Origin of the sequence: Streptomyces viridochromogenes DSM 40736 (genome assembly GCF_000158955.1) — a bacterium.
Taxonomy (GTDB): Bacteria; Actinomycetota; Actinomycetes; order Streptomycetales; family Streptomycetaceae; genus Streptomyces; species Streptomyces venetus.
In genome coordinates, this window is record NZ_GG657757.1 from 7415341 (window position 1) to 7430706 (window position 15366).

The 15366-nt window shown below is 71.1% G+C and carries 11 protein-coding genes, 1 tRNA gene and 2 pseudogenes; 9 read left to right on the top strand and 5 right to left on the bottom strand.

Features of this window, described 5'->3' with window-relative positions; all coding sequences use genetic code 11:
• Nucleotides 1-1242 (bottom strand): formyl-CoA transferase, encoded by a 1242-nt coding sequence (frc, locus tag SSQG_RS32460; protein ID WP_003994198.1) that lies wholly within the window; start codon nucleotides 1240-1242, stop codon nucleotides 1-3.
• A 10-nt stretch (nucleotides 1243-1252) separates the two neighbouring features.
• The gene (locus SSQG_RS32465) at nucleotides 1253-2935 is read right to left on the bottom strand and encodes a thiamine pyrophosphate-binding protein (protein WP_003994199.1); all 1683 of its coding nucleotides are present in this window, start codon (nucleotides 2933-2935) and stop codon (nucleotides 1253-1255) included.
• 142 nt (nucleotides 2936-3077) lie between these two features.
• On the opposite strand from SSQG_RS32465, the gene sucC reads away from it, so the two are divergent.
• The 3 genes and pseudogenes from sucC (at nucleotide 3078) to SSQG_RS32480 (ending at nucleotide 6919) form a co-directional block, all read left to right on the top strand.
• On the top strand, nucleotides 3078-4208 hold the full coding sequence (sucC, locus tag SSQG_RS32470) for an ADP-forming succinate--CoA ligase subunit beta (protein WP_003994200.1): 1131 nt from the start codon (nucleotides 3078-3080) through the stop codon (nucleotides 4206-4208).
• Nucleotides 4209-4222: 14 nt separating this feature from the next.
• A complete protein-coding gene (gene sucD / locus SSQG_RS32475; RefSeq protein ID WP_003994201.1) occupies nucleotides 4223-5104 on the top strand; it encodes a succinate--CoA ligase subunit alpha in 882 nt (293 codons plus the stop codon).
• Nucleotides 5105-5376: 272 nt separating this feature from the next.
• A pseudogene (locus SSQG_RS32480) lies at nucleotides 5377-6919 on the top strand (aldehyde dehydrogenase family protein).
• Between the two features lie 82 nt (nucleotides 6920-7001).
• Here the strand turns inward: SSQG_RS32480 and SSQG_RS32485 are convergent.
• Nucleotides 7002-8332 (bottom strand): annotated as a pseudogene (locus SSQG_RS32485) (DUF2254 domain-containing protein).
• Nucleotides 8333-8474: 142 nt separating this feature from the next.
• Between SSQG_RS32485 and SSQG_RS32490 the strand changes: the two are divergent.
• The 6 genes from SSQG_RS32490 to SSQG_RS32515 all read left to right on the top strand — a co-directional run bounded on the left by SSQG_RS32490 (nucleotide 8475) and on the right by SSQG_RS32515 (nucleotide 12637).
• Nucleotides 8475-8559, top strand: a tRNA-Leu gene (locus SSQG_RS32490).
• A gap of 582 nt (nucleotides 8560-9141) precedes the next feature.
• Nucleotides 9142-10599 carry a sensor histidine kinase gene (locus SSQG_RS32495; RefSeq protein WP_244299323.1) on the top strand — a complete coding sequence of 486 codons (1458 nt, stop codon included), beginning with the start codon at nucleotides 9142-9144 and terminating at the stop codon, nucleotides 10597-10599.
• A 77-nt stretch (nucleotides 10600-10676) separates the two neighbouring features.
• Nucleotides 10677-11069 carry a roadblock/LC7 domain-containing protein gene (locus tag SSQG_RS32500; RefSeq protein ID WP_003994205.1) on the top strand — a complete coding sequence of 131 codons (393 nt, stop codon included), beginning with the start codon at nucleotides 10677-10679 and terminating at the stop codon, nucleotides 11067-11069.
• Nucleotides 11070-11072: 3 nt separating this feature from the next.
• On the top strand, nucleotides 11073-11459 hold the full coding sequence (locus SSQG_RS32505; protein ID WP_003994206.1) for a DUF742 domain-containing protein: 387 nt from the start codon (nucleotides 11073-11075) through the stop codon (nucleotides 11457-11459).
• On the top strand, nucleotides 11437-12060 hold the full coding sequence (locus SSQG_RS32510; protein WP_003994207.1) for a GTP-binding protein: 624 nt from the start codon (nucleotides 11437-11439) through the stop codon (nucleotides 12058-12060). The genes SSQG_RS32505 and SSQG_RS32510 overlap by 23 nt, the downstream gene beginning before the upstream one ends.
• Nucleotides 12023-12637, top strand: a complete 615-nt coding sequence (locus SSQG_RS32515; protein ID WP_052310375.1) for a GAF domain-containing protein — start codon at nucleotides 12023-12025, stop codon at nucleotides 12635-12637. Before SSQG_RS32510 ends, SSQG_RS32515 begins: the two co-directional genes overlap by 38 nt.
• 222 nt (nucleotides 12638-12859) lie before the next feature.
• On the opposite strand, the gene SSQG_RS44120 is transcribed toward SSQG_RS32515, so the two are convergent.
• Both SSQG_RS44120 and SSQG_RS32520 read right to left on the bottom strand, forming a co-directional pair.
• Nucleotides 12860-13000: a hypothetical protein gene (locus SSQG_RS44120; protein ID WP_425315006.1), complete on the bottom strand. Its 141-nt coding sequence runs from the start codon at nucleotides 12998-13000 to the stop codon at nucleotides 12860-12862.
• A gap of 457 nt (nucleotides 13001-13457) precedes the next feature.
• On the bottom strand, nucleotides 13458-15353 hold the full coding sequence (locus SSQG_RS32520) for a helix-turn-helix domain-containing protein (protein ID WP_039934118.1): 1896 nt from the start codon (nucleotides 15351-15353) through the stop codon (nucleotides 13458-13460).
• Nucleotides 15354-15366: the final 13 nt, after the last annotated feature.

Here is a 15366-nt window from a genome sequence, read left to right on the forward strand (position 1 = left end):
TCAGATCACCCCGTTCGACTTGAGCAGGCGCACTTCCTCGTCGCCGAGGCCGAGTTCGCCGACGTAGACCTCTTCGTTGTGCTCACCGAGCAGGGGCGAACTGGTCACGGCCACGGGGGAGTCCGACAGCTTGAGCGGGCTGCCGACGGTCACGAACTCGCCGCGCTGCGGGTGCGGCACGGTGACCACCATCTCGTTGGCGACCAGTGAACTGTCCTCGATGATCTCCCGCGTGGACAGGATCGGCCCGCACGGGATGTTGTGGGCGTTGAGCCGCTCCAGCACCTCCCACTTGGGCAGCGTCGAGGACCACTCCTCGATCAGCTGGAACATCTTGTTCAGCTTGGGCAGCCGCGCCTCGGGCGTCGCCCACTCGGGGTCATCGGCCAGCTCGGGCCGGCCGATGAGCTCGCTGATCGGCCGCCAGCCGACGGGCTGCACGATGACGTACACGTAGTCGTTCGGGCCGCCCGGCGCGCACTTGACCGCCCAGCCGGGCTGGCCGCCGCCTGACGCGTTCCCGGACCTGGGAACCTCGTCGCCGAAGTCCTCGTTGGGATATTCAGCGAGCGGCCCGTGTGCCAGGCGCTGCTGGTCCCGCAGCTTCACCCGGCACAGATTCAGTACGGCGTGCTGCATGGCCACGTTGACCCGCTGCCCGCGCCCGGTGCGCTCCCGTTGGAAGAGCGCGGCGAGGATGCCCGCCACGGCGTGCACGCCCGTCCCCGAGTCCCCGATCTGGGCCCCTGTCGCCAGCGGCGGCCCGTCCTCGAAACCGGTGGTCGACATCGACCCGCCCATGGCCTGCGCGACGACCTCGTACGCCTTGAAGTTGGTGTATGGGCCTTCGCCGAACCCCTTGATGGAGGCGTAGACGATCCGTGGATTGATCTCCTGGATGCGGTCCCAGGTGAAGCCCATCCGGTCGACCGCGCCCGGTCCGAAGTTCTCGACCATGACGTCGGAGCGCCGGATCAGCTCGGTGAGGATCTCCTTGCCGCGCTCGGTCTTGGTGTTGAGGGTGATGCTCCGCTTGTTGCAGTTGAGCATCGTGAAGTAGAGGGAGTCGACGTCCGGCAGGTCACGCAGCTGCTTGCGCGTGATGTCGCCGGTCGGCGCCTCCAGCTTGACGACGTCCGCGCCGAGCCAGGCGAGCAGCTGGGTCGCGGAGGGGCCGGACTGGACGTGGGTCATGTCCAGGACACGGATGCCTTCGAGGGCCTTGGTGGACGGTGCAGTCATCGGGGGCACCTCACTTGTACATGGTCTGGTTCATGGTTCCGGGGGCGTACGCGTCGGGGTCGACCCAGACGTTGATCAGGGACGGCTTGCCGGACTCGCGGGCACGCCGGAGGGCCGGGCCGATGTCGGCGGGGTCGCGGACCTCCTCGCCGTGACCGCCCAGCATGCGGGCGAACTCGTCGTAGCGGACGTCGCCGAGGGTGTTGCCGACCCGTTCGCGGTCCTTGCCGTACTTGGCGGCCTGGCCGTAGCGGATCTGGTTCATGGAGGAGTTGTTGCCGACGATGCCGACGAAGGGGAGGTCGTAGCGGACGAGGGTCTCGAAGTCCCAGCCGGTGAGGGAGAACGCGCCGTCGCCGAAGAGCGCGACGACCTCCTTGTCGGGCCGCGCCTGCTTGGCCGCGAGCACGAAGGGGACGCCGACGCCGAGCGTGCCCAGGGGCCCCGGGTCCATCCAGTGCCCGGGTGACTTGGGCTGCACGACCTGGCCGGAGAAGGTGACGATGTCGCCGCCGTCGCCGATGTAGATCGAGTCCTCGGTGAGGAAGTCGTTGATCTCGCTCACCAGGCGGTAGGGGTGGATGGGCGAGGCATCGGACCTGAGCTGCGGCAGCCGCTTCTCCAGGGCGGTCTGTTCCGCCGCGCGCAGCTCGTCCAGCCACTCCTTGCGCCGGGACGCGCCTCCGTTGACGCGTCCCGAGGCGGCCTCGGTCACGGCCTTCAGCACCAGCCCGGCGTCTCCCACGATGCCGAGGTCGATGTCGCGGTTCTTGCCGACCGTGCGGTAGTCGAGGTCGATCTGCACGACGGTCGCCTCCGGCGACAGCCGCTTGCCGTAGCCCATGCGGAAGTCGAAGGGCGTACCGACGATGACGATGACGTCGGCGCCCGAGAAGGCGTACCGGCGCGAGAGCTGGAAGTGGTGCGGATCGCCGGGCGGGAGGGTGCCGCGGCCGGCGCCGTTCATGTACGCCGGGACGTTCAGCGTGCGCACCAGCTCGACGGCCGCCCCGGTGCCCCGGGTCGTCCAGACCTGGCTGCCGAGCAGGATGGCCGGCTTCTCGGCGTGCACCAGCAGGTCCGCGAGCCGCTCGATCGCCTCGGGGTCGCCGGCCGAGCGGGTCGAGGCGCGGTAGGCCCCTGCCCGCGGCACGCGTGCCTTCGCGGCGGGCACCTTGGCGTCCAGCACGTCGCGCGGGATCTCCAGGAAGGAGGGCCCGGGCGCACCGTGGTAGCACTCGCGGAACGCCATGGACACCAGGTCCGCCGCGCGCGCCGTGTCGGGCACGGTCGCCGCGAACTTGGTGATGGGGTTCATCATGTCGACGTGCGGCAGGTCCTGGAGAGACCCCATCTTGTGCTGGGTGAGGGCCCCCTGACCGCCGATCAGCAGCATCGGAGACTCGGCGCGGAAGGCGTTGGCGACACCGGTGACGGCGTCGGTCGTCCCCGGGCCCGCGGTGACCACCGCGCAGCCGGGCTTGCCGGTGATGCGGGCGTAGCCGTCGGCGGCGTGGGCGGCCACCTGTTCGTGGCGTACGTCGACGACCTCGATGCCCTCGTCGACGCAGCCGTCGTAGATGTCGATGATGTGGCCGCCGCACAGGGTGTAGATGCGGTCGACCCCCTCGGCCTTCAGAGCCTTGGCTACGAGATGACCACCGGAAATGACGTCCTGGGTGTCGTCGGGCATGGCGAAGTCCTGTCCCTTCGTAGGGGGTTGGAACGGCTCGCGGTACATTGCATACAGTCGACGGATACTGTATGAAGCTTGTTATCCCGCATCCGGTGGGTGGTGTCCAGGGGGCGTGCGGCACTTTCAGTCAGGAGCCGAAATGGACCTGTACGAACACCAGGCAAGGGAACTCTTCGAGGAACACGGCATCTTGGTGCCGCGGGCCGAGGTGACGGACTCACCCAAGGAGGCCCGTGGGATCGCACGCCGGCTCGGTGGCCGTGTGGTGGTGAAGGCGCAGGTGAAGACCGGTGGCCGGGGCAAGGCGGGCGGGGTCAGGATCGCCGCCGACCCGGCCGCCGCCGAGCTCACCGCCCGTCAGATCCTCGGTATGGACATCAAGGGTCACACCGTCGGCAAGGTGATGCTGGCCCAGCCGGTCGACATCGAGGCCGAGTTCTACGTGTCCTACGTACTCGACAGGGCGGCCGGCCGTTTCCTCGCGATCGCCTCAGCCGAAGGCGGCATGGAGATTGAGGAGGTCGCCGCGAGCCGGCCCGAGGCTGTGGCCCGCGTCCCCGTCGACCCGGCCCAGGGCGTCACCTCAGCGAAGGCGGGCGAGATCGCCGAGGCGGCCGGACTGCCACCGCAGAGCGTCGACGTCCTCGTACGGCTCTGGGAGATCCTGGTCCGCGAGGACGCCCTCCTCGTCGAGGTCAATCCGCTCGTCCGCACTGGGCAGGGCCAGCTCCTCGCCCTCGACGGCAAGGTGACACTCGACGACAACGCCCGTTTCCGCCAAGTCCGTTGGGGCGCGGAGGACACCGGGCACGACGATCCGCTGGAGGCCGCGGCCGCCGCCAAGGGACTCAACTACGTCAAGCTCGACGGCGAGGTCGGCATCATCGGCAACGGCGCCGGCCTCGTCATGTCGACCCTCGACGTGGTCGCGGGCTGCGGTGCGCGGCCCGCCAACTTCCTCGACATCGGCGGCGGAGCGAGCGCCCGGATCATGGCCGATGGACTGTCGGTCATCCTCTCCGACCCGGCCGTGAAATCCGTCTTCGTGAACGTCTTCGGCGGCATCACCGCCTGCGACGCGGTCGCCGACGGCATCGTCCAGGCCCTGGACACCGTCCGCCTCACCAAGCCGCTCGTGGTGCGCCTCGACGGCAACAACGCGCCCCGGGGGCGCGCCATCCTCGACGAGCACGCGCATCCGCTGGTCGAGCAGGTCACCACGATGGACGGCGCCGCCCGCCGTGCCGCCGCACTCGCCACCACAGCCTGAGGAGACGGAACACCATGGCCATCTACCTCACCAAGGAGAGCAAGGTCCTCGTCCAGGGCATGACCGGTGGCGAGGGCATGAAGCACACGCGGCGCATGCTCGCGGCCGGCACGAACATCGTCGGCGGCGTCAATCCGCGCAAGGCCGGCCGTACCGTCGACTTCGACGACCGGGCCGTGCCCGTCTTCGGCACGGTCGCCGACGGGATGCGCGCGACCGGAGCGGACGTCACCGTCGTCTTCGTGCCGCCCGCCTTCGCCAAGGCGGCCGTCACCGAGGCCGCCGACGCCGGCATCGGCCTCGCCGTCGTCATCACCGAGGGCATCCCCGTCCACGACTCCGTCGCCTTCACCGCGTACGCCGAGCGGCAGGGCACGCGCGTCGTGGGCCCCAACTGCCCGGGCCTCATCACGCCCGGCCAGTCCAACGCGGGCATCATCCCGGCCGACATCGCCAAACCGGGCCGGATCGGCCTGGTCTCCAAGTCGGGCACACTGACGTACCAGCTCATGTACGAGCTGCGCGACATCGGGTTCTCGACCTGCGTCGGCATCGGCGGCGACCCGGTCGTCGGCACCAGCCACATCGACTGCCTCGCCGCCTTCCAGGACGATCCCGACACCGAACTGATCGTCCTCATCGGCGAGATCGGCGGCGACGCGGAGGAACGCGCGGCGGCCCACGTCCGCGAGCACGTCACCAAGCCCGTCGTCGGCTACATCGCCGGGTTCACCGCACCCGAGGGCAAGACCATGGGGCACGCGGGCGCCATCGTGTCCGGCTCGTCCGGCACGGCACAGGCGAAGAAGGAAGCACTGGAGGCGGCCGGGGTGAGCGTGGGCAGCACACCGACCGAGACGGCGCGGCTGGTGCTCGCACGACTCGAAGGCCGATAGAGGGCCCTCGCCCTCCAAGACCGCCAGCAGGCCATCGCGCTCCAAGGCCCGACAGCGGCCGCCGCACCCCAGGGCCTGACGGCGGGCCGCTGTACCCCAGGGCCGACAGTGGGCCGCCGCACCCCACGGCCGACAGCGGCTACTGCACCCCAAGGCCTGACAGCGGGCCACCACACTCCAAGGCCGACAGCGGCCGTGCGCCTCCAAGTCCGCCAGCAGGCCACCACCGCCGATTCCCGCCCCCGACTGTGCACCGAGAGCGGAGCAACCCCATGGCACCCACCCTCACCCTCAAATCCGGCACGTCCTGGCCCGATGCGTGGCAGCGCTGCCTCACCGTCGCCCCAGAGGCCTTCCGCGACGACCGGGTCCTCAACCTCTGGAACGCCGCCTGGCAGGCGGACGGCCGGGTCCTGCCCGGCGTCAGCCCCGTCGACGGCAGTCCGATCGCCGGCCCGCCGCGCCTGGACGGGGCCACCGCCCACCGGGCCGTGCGCGCCGCCCTCGACCAGCACCGCGCCTGGCGGCACGTCCCCCTGCCGGAGCGCCGGGGCCCGCGTCGCGGCCACCCTCGACGCTCTCGCCGAACACCGCCGACTGCTGGCACTCCTGCTCGTCTGGGAGATCGGCAAGCCCTGGCGGCTCGCCCAGGCGGACGTCGACCGGGCCATCGACGGGGTCCGCTGGTATGTCGACGGCATCGAACCGATGCTCGCCGACCGGGCTCCGCTGGACGGCCCGGTGTCCAACATCGCCAGCTGGAACTACCCGATGAGCGTGCTCGTTCACGCAATGCTGGTGCAGGCACTGGCAGGCAACGCGGTCATCGCCAAGACCCCGACCGACGGCGGTGTCGCCTGCCTGACCCTGGCCTCGGCGCTCGCCGCCCGCGAGGGGATTCCCGTCACCCTCCTCAGCGGCAGTGGGGGCGAGCTGTCCCAGGCGCTGGTGCGGGCGCCCGAGATCGGCTGCGTCTCCTTCGTCGGCGGCCGCGACACCGGTGCCGCGGTGGCCACGGCCGTCGCCGACCTCGGCAAACGACACGTACTCGAGCAGGAAGGACTCAACACCTGGGGCATCTGGAACTATTCGGACTGGGACGCGCTCACCGCGGTGATCCCGAAGCTCTTCGACTACGGCAAGCAGCGCTGCACGGCGTACCCGCGCTTCGTCGTCCAGCGGCAGCTGTTCGACGCGTTCCTGGCGGCGTACCTCCCGGCGGTGCGCACGCTGAGGGTCGGTCACCCGCTCGCCGTGCAGCAACAGGACGACTCGTACCCGGAGCTGGACTTCGGGCCGGTCATCAACGCGGCCAAGGCGAAGGAGTTGCAGGACCAGGTCGCCGAGGCGATCGAGCGCGGCGCCGTACCGCTGCACCGCGGCAGTCCGTCCGACGCCCGCTTCCTGCCCGGCCAGGACACCTCCGCCTACGTCCAGCCGGTCACGCTCCTCAACCCGCCCCGGTCCTCTCCGCTGCACCACGCGGAGCCCTTCGGCCCGGTCGACACGATCGTCCTGGTCGACACGGAGGCGGAGCTGCTGGCCGCGATGAACGCCTCGAACGGCGCACTCGTCGCCTCGCTGTCCACGGACGACCTGGCGACCTACGAGCGGCTCGCACCGCAGATCCGCTCGTTCAAGGTCGGCAACGGCAGGCCCCGTTCCCGCGGCGACCGCGACGAGCTGTTCGGCGGACTCGGGGCGTCCTGGCGCGGCGCGTTCGTCGGCGGTGAGTTGCTGGTGCGCGCGGTGACGCGGGGGCCCGCGGGGGAGCGGCTGCCGGGGAACTTCCCGGAGTACCAGCTCCTGCCCTGAAGAGGGACTGCCGTGCCCGACGCCGGTTCGCCATGGGATCTCCCGCGTGGACGGCCGGCGTCGGGCACCGCCGAGGCGTCGCTCAGGCGATGCCCTGACGGTCGGGACGCAGGGCGAACGCGCGGTCCGACGGAGTCGCCGCGGTCTCGGCGACCGCCTGCCGGAGCAGTTCGCGGTGGCGGAGCAGCGGCTCCCGTCGTTCCGGCGGCGCGAGCAGAAGCAGGTCGTCCAGTCCGGCCAGCATGCGCCGCGACACCTGCGGGCTCCCGGTGGCGCACCGCCGCACCTCGGTGAACCCGAGATCCACCAGCTCGGTCCACCCCGGCACGGGCTGCACCAGCCGCACCGCACCGCGCCGGTCCCGGTGCGGGACGGCGTCCAGTGGGCGTCGACTCAGCGACGCCAGGAACTGGACGATGCGGTCCATCGCCTGGACGGCGGTCGTCGGGTCGTTGATCGCGGGTGACAGGGCGCGCAGCGCGATGTCGGACAACTGCCGCAGTCCGAAGCCGAGATCCTGGTGGTAGGTCCGTTCCACGCCCACCGAGATCGTGTAGCGCAGGGACCTGCGGGGGCGGAGCCGGGCCGCCGTGGACGGCCAGTACGGGCGTATCGGGCACCACGAAGTCCCCGATCCGCGGGATCAGCCACAGCACGACCCCGTGTTTGCGCGCCACCCGCGCCAACCGCGCGATGTGCGCGTCCCGCAGCACCCCTGCCCGGCCCTCGTGCGGTACCCACGCGGTCGGGGAATCGAGGCGGGGACGTCCTGTTCGCTCGCCGGCGCGGGCATCGAGGCGGTCACTCGGAAGGACTCCGTGGCGATCCGCGCGATCACATGGCTGATCCGCATCAGGCGCAGGGTGGTGTTCACGTACAGCACGAACAGGAACAGGCTCAGCGCGACCATGCAGAGGGTGAGGACCGGCTGCACCAGCGGCACCGACGTGACGGAGCGGGGGTCGTCGGTACTGTCGAAGGAGGTCAGCACCAGCAGGGTCAGCACGAAGGTGGCGAGGAAGACGGCGAAGGTCGCCTTGGTGATCCGGCTCCGTACGAAGAGCCGCACGACGCGCGGGGTGACTGCCCGCTCGCCATCTGCACGGCCACCAGAGAGATGCTGAAGACCACACCGATGAAGGTCATCATCGCCGAACCCACCGCGCTCACCACGGCCCGCGCGTCCTCCGCGAACCGCAGCAGCTCGTCGAGGGTCTCGTAGTCGCCGTCCTCCCGGAGCGCGTCGACGACGGCCGTGTCCAGCGCCTCTGCCCCCACCCAGACCACGAAGACGCTCACCATCGCCACGGTGGGGGCGAACCAGAACGTGTCCCGCAGATGCTCCCTGAGCGGCGACAGCGCACGCGGGCGACGACCCGGAGAAGGGCTCTGCGTAACCATCCCGTCGCTCATGGTGTGACCTTAGGGGTATCGGCGGGTGAGGTACCGGACCCCCGCCAGGGGGAAGGAAACGCAGGTGAAAGGCACTCCGAAACCTTGGTATGGTTGTCCATGTCGCCGCCGGGAACAGCCCCGGCAGGGCGACGGACACCTGGTCCGGGTGGCGGAATGGCAGACGCGCTAGCTTGAGGTGCTAGTGCCCTTTATCGGGCGTGGGGGTTCAAGTCCCCCCTCGGACACTTGCAGGGACGTTCACGAGACCGTCCGAAGCGTTCACGGATTACCGGCGAGTCATGTGACTCGCCGGTATTTTGTCGTTTCTGGGGCCTCGAGCCTCGTGTTCGGCTCGATGAGGGTGAGGCGGTGGCGGTCCAGGTACTGCGCCTCTCACCTGCGGAAACAGGACATGCCTACGCGACGGCTGGTAGCCGTGGCGTAGGCATGTGGGGTTTTCAGGGGGTGGAGCGCGGCGGAGGTGTGTCACTCGCGTGGCGGAGGCTCGACCTGATCGGTCGGAAGCGGTCGCACCCGCGGCGGATCAGAAGACGCACTGAGGGAAGCCGGCCGGGCGGCCGGACCGGGGTCGGTGCCCGTGGTGTGAAAATAAGGGCAACGGTTCGATCACTGTGCGTGCCAGAGGCTCACACCGGAGCTCTGGTGCGGGGTAACGTGCGCGTTCAACTTGATCATCGCACTGTCCAGGGACTGTCATGCCCGATCCTTTTACGCCACCGGACGACCGGTCGGTAGCGCCGGTGACCGCCCGTGTGACGGCCGAGTCGCGAGCCGGATCCTTGAGGCGGCGTCAGATGCTGTGGTCGGTGCTGCCACCGAGCGTGGTCGCCGTGGCCGGTGCGGTAGCCGCCGCGCTGGTCAGTGATGGCCACCTGGACCGGGCGGACCAGGTGGCGATGTCCGGCAGCGTGGTCCTCATCGGCGCCATGGCGGCCGGAATCGCGGGTGCAAGGGCTTCGGCGGAGGCACGAGCAGTCACCAAGCACTGGACGGAGCTGTCCCGTGCGGCCGACCGGGACCGTGCCGAGCTGGCCGAGCTGATCCGTACCACGGCCGAGGGCAGAGCCGAACTGGAGTCGCTGTTCCGTCGGCTGAAGGCCGGGGAGCCCCCTGTGCGGCGCCGGCCGGAACTGCCCCCGCAGACCGGCCCGGACCAACTCTCCCGACTCGGATTCGAGATCGCCGCCGCCCGGCACGAGGCGGAGGCAGCCCTGCTGGAGACCGCCGCCGGTGCGCTCGGGGCGGAACACAGTGCCAAGCTGGAGCAGTTCGAGGTGTTCGCCAACCTGGCGCGCCGGCTCGAGTCACTGGTGCACCGCGAGATAGGTCTGCTGGACAGCCTGGAGAACGAGGTCGAGGACCCCGACCTGCTCAAGGGGCTGTTCCAGGTCGACCACCTGTCCACCCGGATCCGCCGCTACGCCGAGAACCTGGCCGTGCTCGGCGGCGCGAACACCCACCGCCAGTGGACGCGTCCGGTCGGCCTGACCGACGTGCTGCGTTCCGCCGTCGCCGAGATCGACCAGTATGCCCGGGTCAAACTGGTCCCCCCCATTGACGGAACGGTGAGCGGCCACGCCGTGGTCGACGTCGTCCACTTGCTGGCCGAACTGCTGGAGAACGCGACGGTCTTCTCGCCGCCCCAGACGACCGTGCACGTGCGGGTCGAACCCGTCGCCGCCGGGGTGGCGATCGAGGTCGAAGACCGGGGCCTGGGCATGTCGGCAGCCGAGCGCAACCAAATGAACACGGTGTTGGGTGCACCCGACAAGGTCGCCCTCGGCGAACTGCTGCAGGACGGCCGGATCGGCCTGTACGTGGTCTCGGTTCTGGCCCAGCGGCACGACATCGCCGTGCAGTTGCAGAGCAACGTGTACGGCGGCACTCAGGCCGTCATGGTGTTGCCCACGGCACTGCTCGGCCCGCAGCTGGCAGCTCCCGCGCCCGAGCACCCCGCTGTCGCGCCCCCTGACGCGGAGCCGCAGGACCCAGTGGAGCCCGATGCGACGGACCCCCCGGCGACAGGGACGACCGTCGTCGCGGATCCGCCCGTGTCCGATCCCGAACCGCAGCCCGCCCCGATGCCCTCCGACGGCGAGGACGACCGTCCGCAGCTGCCTCGGCGACGCCGGGACCAGGCCGCCGAACAGCCGCACCCGGTCCCCAGCGCCGGTAGTTCTTCCGAGGACGTCGCACACGACCCGGGCCTCATGGCCGCGTTCCAGACCGGACTGCGCAGGGCCGAGGAAACGGAGACGCCCTGACACCCGAAGGCCACGCTGAAGGCCCGGGGCCCCGTCCACCAAGCCATTTCCTTCTGCCGAAAGAGGAGTACACGATCGTGGCGAGCGAAGACCTTTCCTGGCTGTTGACAGGTCTGGTGAACCGGGTGCCGCACACCCGAAGCGCCTTGTTGCTGTCCTCGGACGGACTGGTGAAGGCAGCGGAGGGGCTCGACGTGGACGCCGCCGACCAGTTGGCCGCGCTCGCCAGTGGGCTGTACTCACTGGCGCGCAGCGCGGGCCGGCGCTTCGACGACGGCGGCGACGTGCGGCAGATAGTGACGGAGCTCAGCACCTCGATGCTGTTCGTCTCGTCCGCCGGGCACGGCGCGGTGCTGGCGGTGCTGGCCGGACGCGAGGCGGACGCGGCGGTGCTGGGCTACGAGATGGGCATGATGGTGAAGAGCGTGCGCCCGCACCTGGCCACGCCGCCGCGGCACGTGGTGGGGTAACCGATGCCTCCGGTCCTCCCCGAGGGACCGCTGACCGACGAAGCGGTCGGGCGGCTGGTCCGTCCCTACACCGTGAGCGACGGCCGGACCAGGGCCACGTCCCACTTCACGCTCGTGACCGTGGTGCGGGCCACGGGTGTCCAGACGCAGGGCACCTTCGGCCTGGAGCATGCGCAGGTGCTGGCGCTGTGCGAGAGCCCTGTGAGCGTCGCCGAGGTCGCGGCCCGGATGCAGGTGCCGGCCGCCGTGGTCAAGGTGCTGCTGTCCGATCTGGCTGAGGGCGGCGCGGTGGTCGCAGGCCAGGCGCGCCCGCCGTCCGCGGACCACTACGCACTACCTGATCGAGACCTCCTGGAAGCGGTGCGCGATGCCCTCCTCAAACGACTGTGACGCGCTGCCCGCCGAAGCCCTGCCGGTGGGAATCAAGGTGCTCATCGCCGGTGGGTTCGGCGTGGGAAAGACCACCTTCGTCAACACGCTCAGCGAGATCGAGCCGCTGAGCACCGAGGAGATGCTGACCGCCGTCAGCGCGGCCACGGACCGACTGGACGGAGTGGAGAACAAGGCCACCACCACCGTGGCCCTGGACTTCGGCCGGATCACCCTCAGTCCGTCCCATGTCCTGTACTTGTTCGGCACACCCGGACAGGAGCGCTTCTGGTTCATGTGGGACGAACTCTCCGAGGGGGCGCTCGGGGCGGTGGTCCTCGCCGACACCCGCAGGCTGGAGCACTCCTTCGCGGCGGTGGACTTCTTCGAGCGGCGCGGCATCCCCTTCGTCGTCGCCGTCAACGAGTTCGACGGCGCGCACCGCTACCACGCGGAGGAGGTGCGGACCGCGCTCGACCTCAGGCAGGAGGTGCCGGTGGCGCTGTGCGACGCCCGCGTCCAGAGAACGGGCATCCGCGTGCTGCTCGAACTGATCCAGCACCTGATCACGACAAGGAGTTCTCATGGCAGCGACACCGCCCCACCCCTCCTCCGGACCTGAGTCCGGGATCGCCGTGCGCCACCTGCTCCTCCCCCCGGAGGACCCACAGGTGCGTACCCGATCCGAGCGGCTGCGCGCGCTGGGCATCGAAGCCCGTCCGGACACGGAACTCGACGCCTTCGCACGGGAGCTGGCACAGCGCACCGGCGGCTGCTATGCCGGGGTCAACTTCTTCCTCGACGCCGACCGCCAGTACTTCGCAGGCTTGTACAGCGCCGCACAGGACACCCCGGTGCACGTGGGATCGCCGTTGCTTCAGGACCCGGTGCCCGGCCGCGTCATGCCCCGCGACATCGACATGGGCATCTGCCCGCACGTGGTCAAGCGTCGCCGGGCGCTGGTGCTGGAGGACATCCGGGATTTCCCGCGGTTCGCCGGAAACCGGGTGGTCGACGCGATCGGCATCCACTCCTACCTGGGCGCACCGCTGATAGACAGCACCGGCGTGGTGCTCGGCACCATCTGTGTAGTCGACCAGGACCCGCAACCATGGGGGCGCAAGGGGCTGGAAACCATCAAGTCCATGGCTGCGGAACTGGTCGAACGACTCGAGGAGTCGGCGCGCCGCCGCACCTGACCAGCGCTGCCGGAATTTGCATGACCCACCCATGGTCTGTGAGCCGCAAGTTCCGGGAAACGGCCGTCGATAAGCGGGCGGGCGAGCGGGTCAGACACCCCATGTCGTTCGATGTCGAACGGCGTGGGAGTGCATGGTGCGACCGGGCGGCCGCTCCGTCGTACAGGGCCCGGGTCGTCCTGGAACGTGACGGAGATCGTGTCCAGCGCCTTCGCGAGCCGGTCAGTGTCGGCCTTCTCGCTGGTGGCCGGTCAGGCCGCTGAAGGCCTGGACGACGTCGTACGCCGGCACGGTCCGCCCGAGCGGGATCTCGCTGCCCGGCTTCAACCGGCCGGGCCCCTTCGGGTACAGGGCCCGGTACATGCGAGCACCCGCGGGAGCGGCCCGACGGCGCGGAAACGCCCGGATGCTGGTGCCGGCGACGGGTGACGGCTGTTCGTGCGCTACGGCCCGACTCATCCGCGCCACTTGACGCGTCGATGCTCCCCGGCAGGTCGGCGCTGTGGGAAGGGAACGGAGCGGATCACCCTCCGAGCGCCGTGCCGACGACCTCGCCGCCCCAGCCGTCCCGGGCGCGCCAGACCGACACACGTCGAGGATGATTTCGTCGACGCGCGGCACCTTTCCTGCTGTGTGACGCCCTCCGTGGGGCCGGGCAGTTCATTCGGGCATCACACTGTCTCGTCGCCTGGAGGGGCCGCGGATGCGGTCGCGGTAACGCCCTTCTTTCGTGGCAGGGGTTGGGCGGCCGGCCGGGTGGCCGGGGACGCGCGGGGGCGGCGTGGACAGACCGTCGCGAGGGGGCCGGGGGCGTGGCCGCTCACCCCCGGTACCCCCGAAGCTTGCGGTACAGCGTCGCCCGGCCTATCCCCAGGGCCGCCGCCGCGCGTGCCTTGTTGCCGCCGTGGCGGCGCAGTGCCTCCAGGATGGTGGCGCGCTCGGCGTGTTCCATCGGGCTGAGCGGGCGTGCGGCCGGCCCTTCTCGCACGGCGTCCGGCAGTTCCGGCCGGCGGACCGGCCCCGAAACCCGCCGGTGCTCCGCCAGAGCCCGGACGACATGGGCCAGCTCGGTGACGTTGCCCGGCCAGGCGTAGAGCTCGAGGGCGCGCAGGGCGTCCAGTGTCCAGGTCAGCGGCGGCTGCCCGAGGGCCGGCCGAGGGGCCAGGGCCGGGAGCAGCTCCCGGATGTCCTCGGTGCGTTCCCGTAGCGGGGGCAGGGTCACCGAACGTGCGGACAGCTTGTCCAGCAGGCGTTGCAGGCACGGGCCGACCGGAGTGCCGGGCGTGTACGTGATCAGCAGCCGGGTGTCCGGGTGCGTGTCGAGCAAGGAGTTGAGCGCGGCCACGCCGGGCTGCGCCAGACGCTCGGCGTGCCGGAGCAGGAGCGGCCGATCTGCCAGCCACGCGGGCAGGGTCCGGTCGAGTCCGGCGTCCTGCGCGGCGTCGACGACCTGGACCGTCTCCGCGCCGAGCAGCTCCCGGCCCAGCGCTGACTTGCCGGTGCCGCGCTCACCGGTCAGCAGCAGCGGCTCCGGCGACCGCACCAGCTCGACCGCGCGCCCGACGGCGTGCCGCCACGGGACCGAGGAGCCGGTGAGTCCGACCGGCGGGCGCGGCGGGGCCGATGCCGACGGCATGGGATCTCCGAGCGGTTCCAGGACGGCGACGACCCCGATGACCGTGCCGTCGTCCAGACGCACGGGGGTGACCTGCGCCGTGCACCCGGCGTCCTCGGGCAACCCCGCCTCACCCACACCGTCCCCACGGCGCGCGTTCACCGCCACGCGCTCCAGCGCCTCCAGCACCTTGGGCGTCAGGAGCCGCTGGGCTCCGTCACTGACCAGCCGGTTGCGGCCGTCCACGGCGGCCACCGCCCGTCCCGCTCCGCGCGCGACCCTCTCGGCCCCGGGTGTGGCCCTCTCGGCCGCACGCGCGGCCCCCTCGGCCCCGGGCGCGGCCCTCTCGGCCTCAGGCGCGACCCTCTCGGCCCCGCGCACAGCCCCGTCCGCCCCACTCGTGCCCCGGTCGGCCCCGTCCGTCTCACGCCCCGTCCCATCCGGCCCGGCCGTGCGCAGATACGCGTCCAGCAGGACCCGTTCCGCCCGCCCCGCCCGCGCCCGCAACTCCGTCTCGACCGCCGCGGCGGCGGCCTCCGCGAGGGCCGCCTGCGGGTGGGGCGCACGCTCCGCGCACAACCGCGACGCGACGGTCACCGTGCCGAGCACCTGTCCGCTCTCCGGCCCGAGCACCGGGGCACTCACGGCGGACACCTCCTGCCACCGGTCGAGGAAGTGCTCGGGCCCGTGCACCTCGGCCCGCCGCCGAGTGCGCAGGGCGAGGGCCGCGCTGTTGTGGCCGACCTCCTGCTCCGCCAGGACGGAGCACGCGTCGAGCCCGGGCGTGCTCCCCGCCGTCCACAGCACGCGCAGCCGCTCGTCGGTCAGCAGGAGGAGCGAGCGGTCCGCGCCCAGGGCGGGGACGATTCTGTCGAGCACCGGCCGGGCGGCACCGAGCAGCGCCGACTCCGGCGGCCGGACGGGAGCGGCGGCCGGTTCCTTCAAGTCGTGCGGCACGCCGAAGAACCGCGCCCGCCGCCACGCCGCGACGACCTCCTCCGGGACGCCGCCGGGCAGCGGACACCCCGCCAGGAACCGCTCGCGGGCGAGACGCAGCGAGGGCCGGGCGGTGGCAGCGGGGGAGGGCTCTGTCGTGGTCACGGCATGCACACCG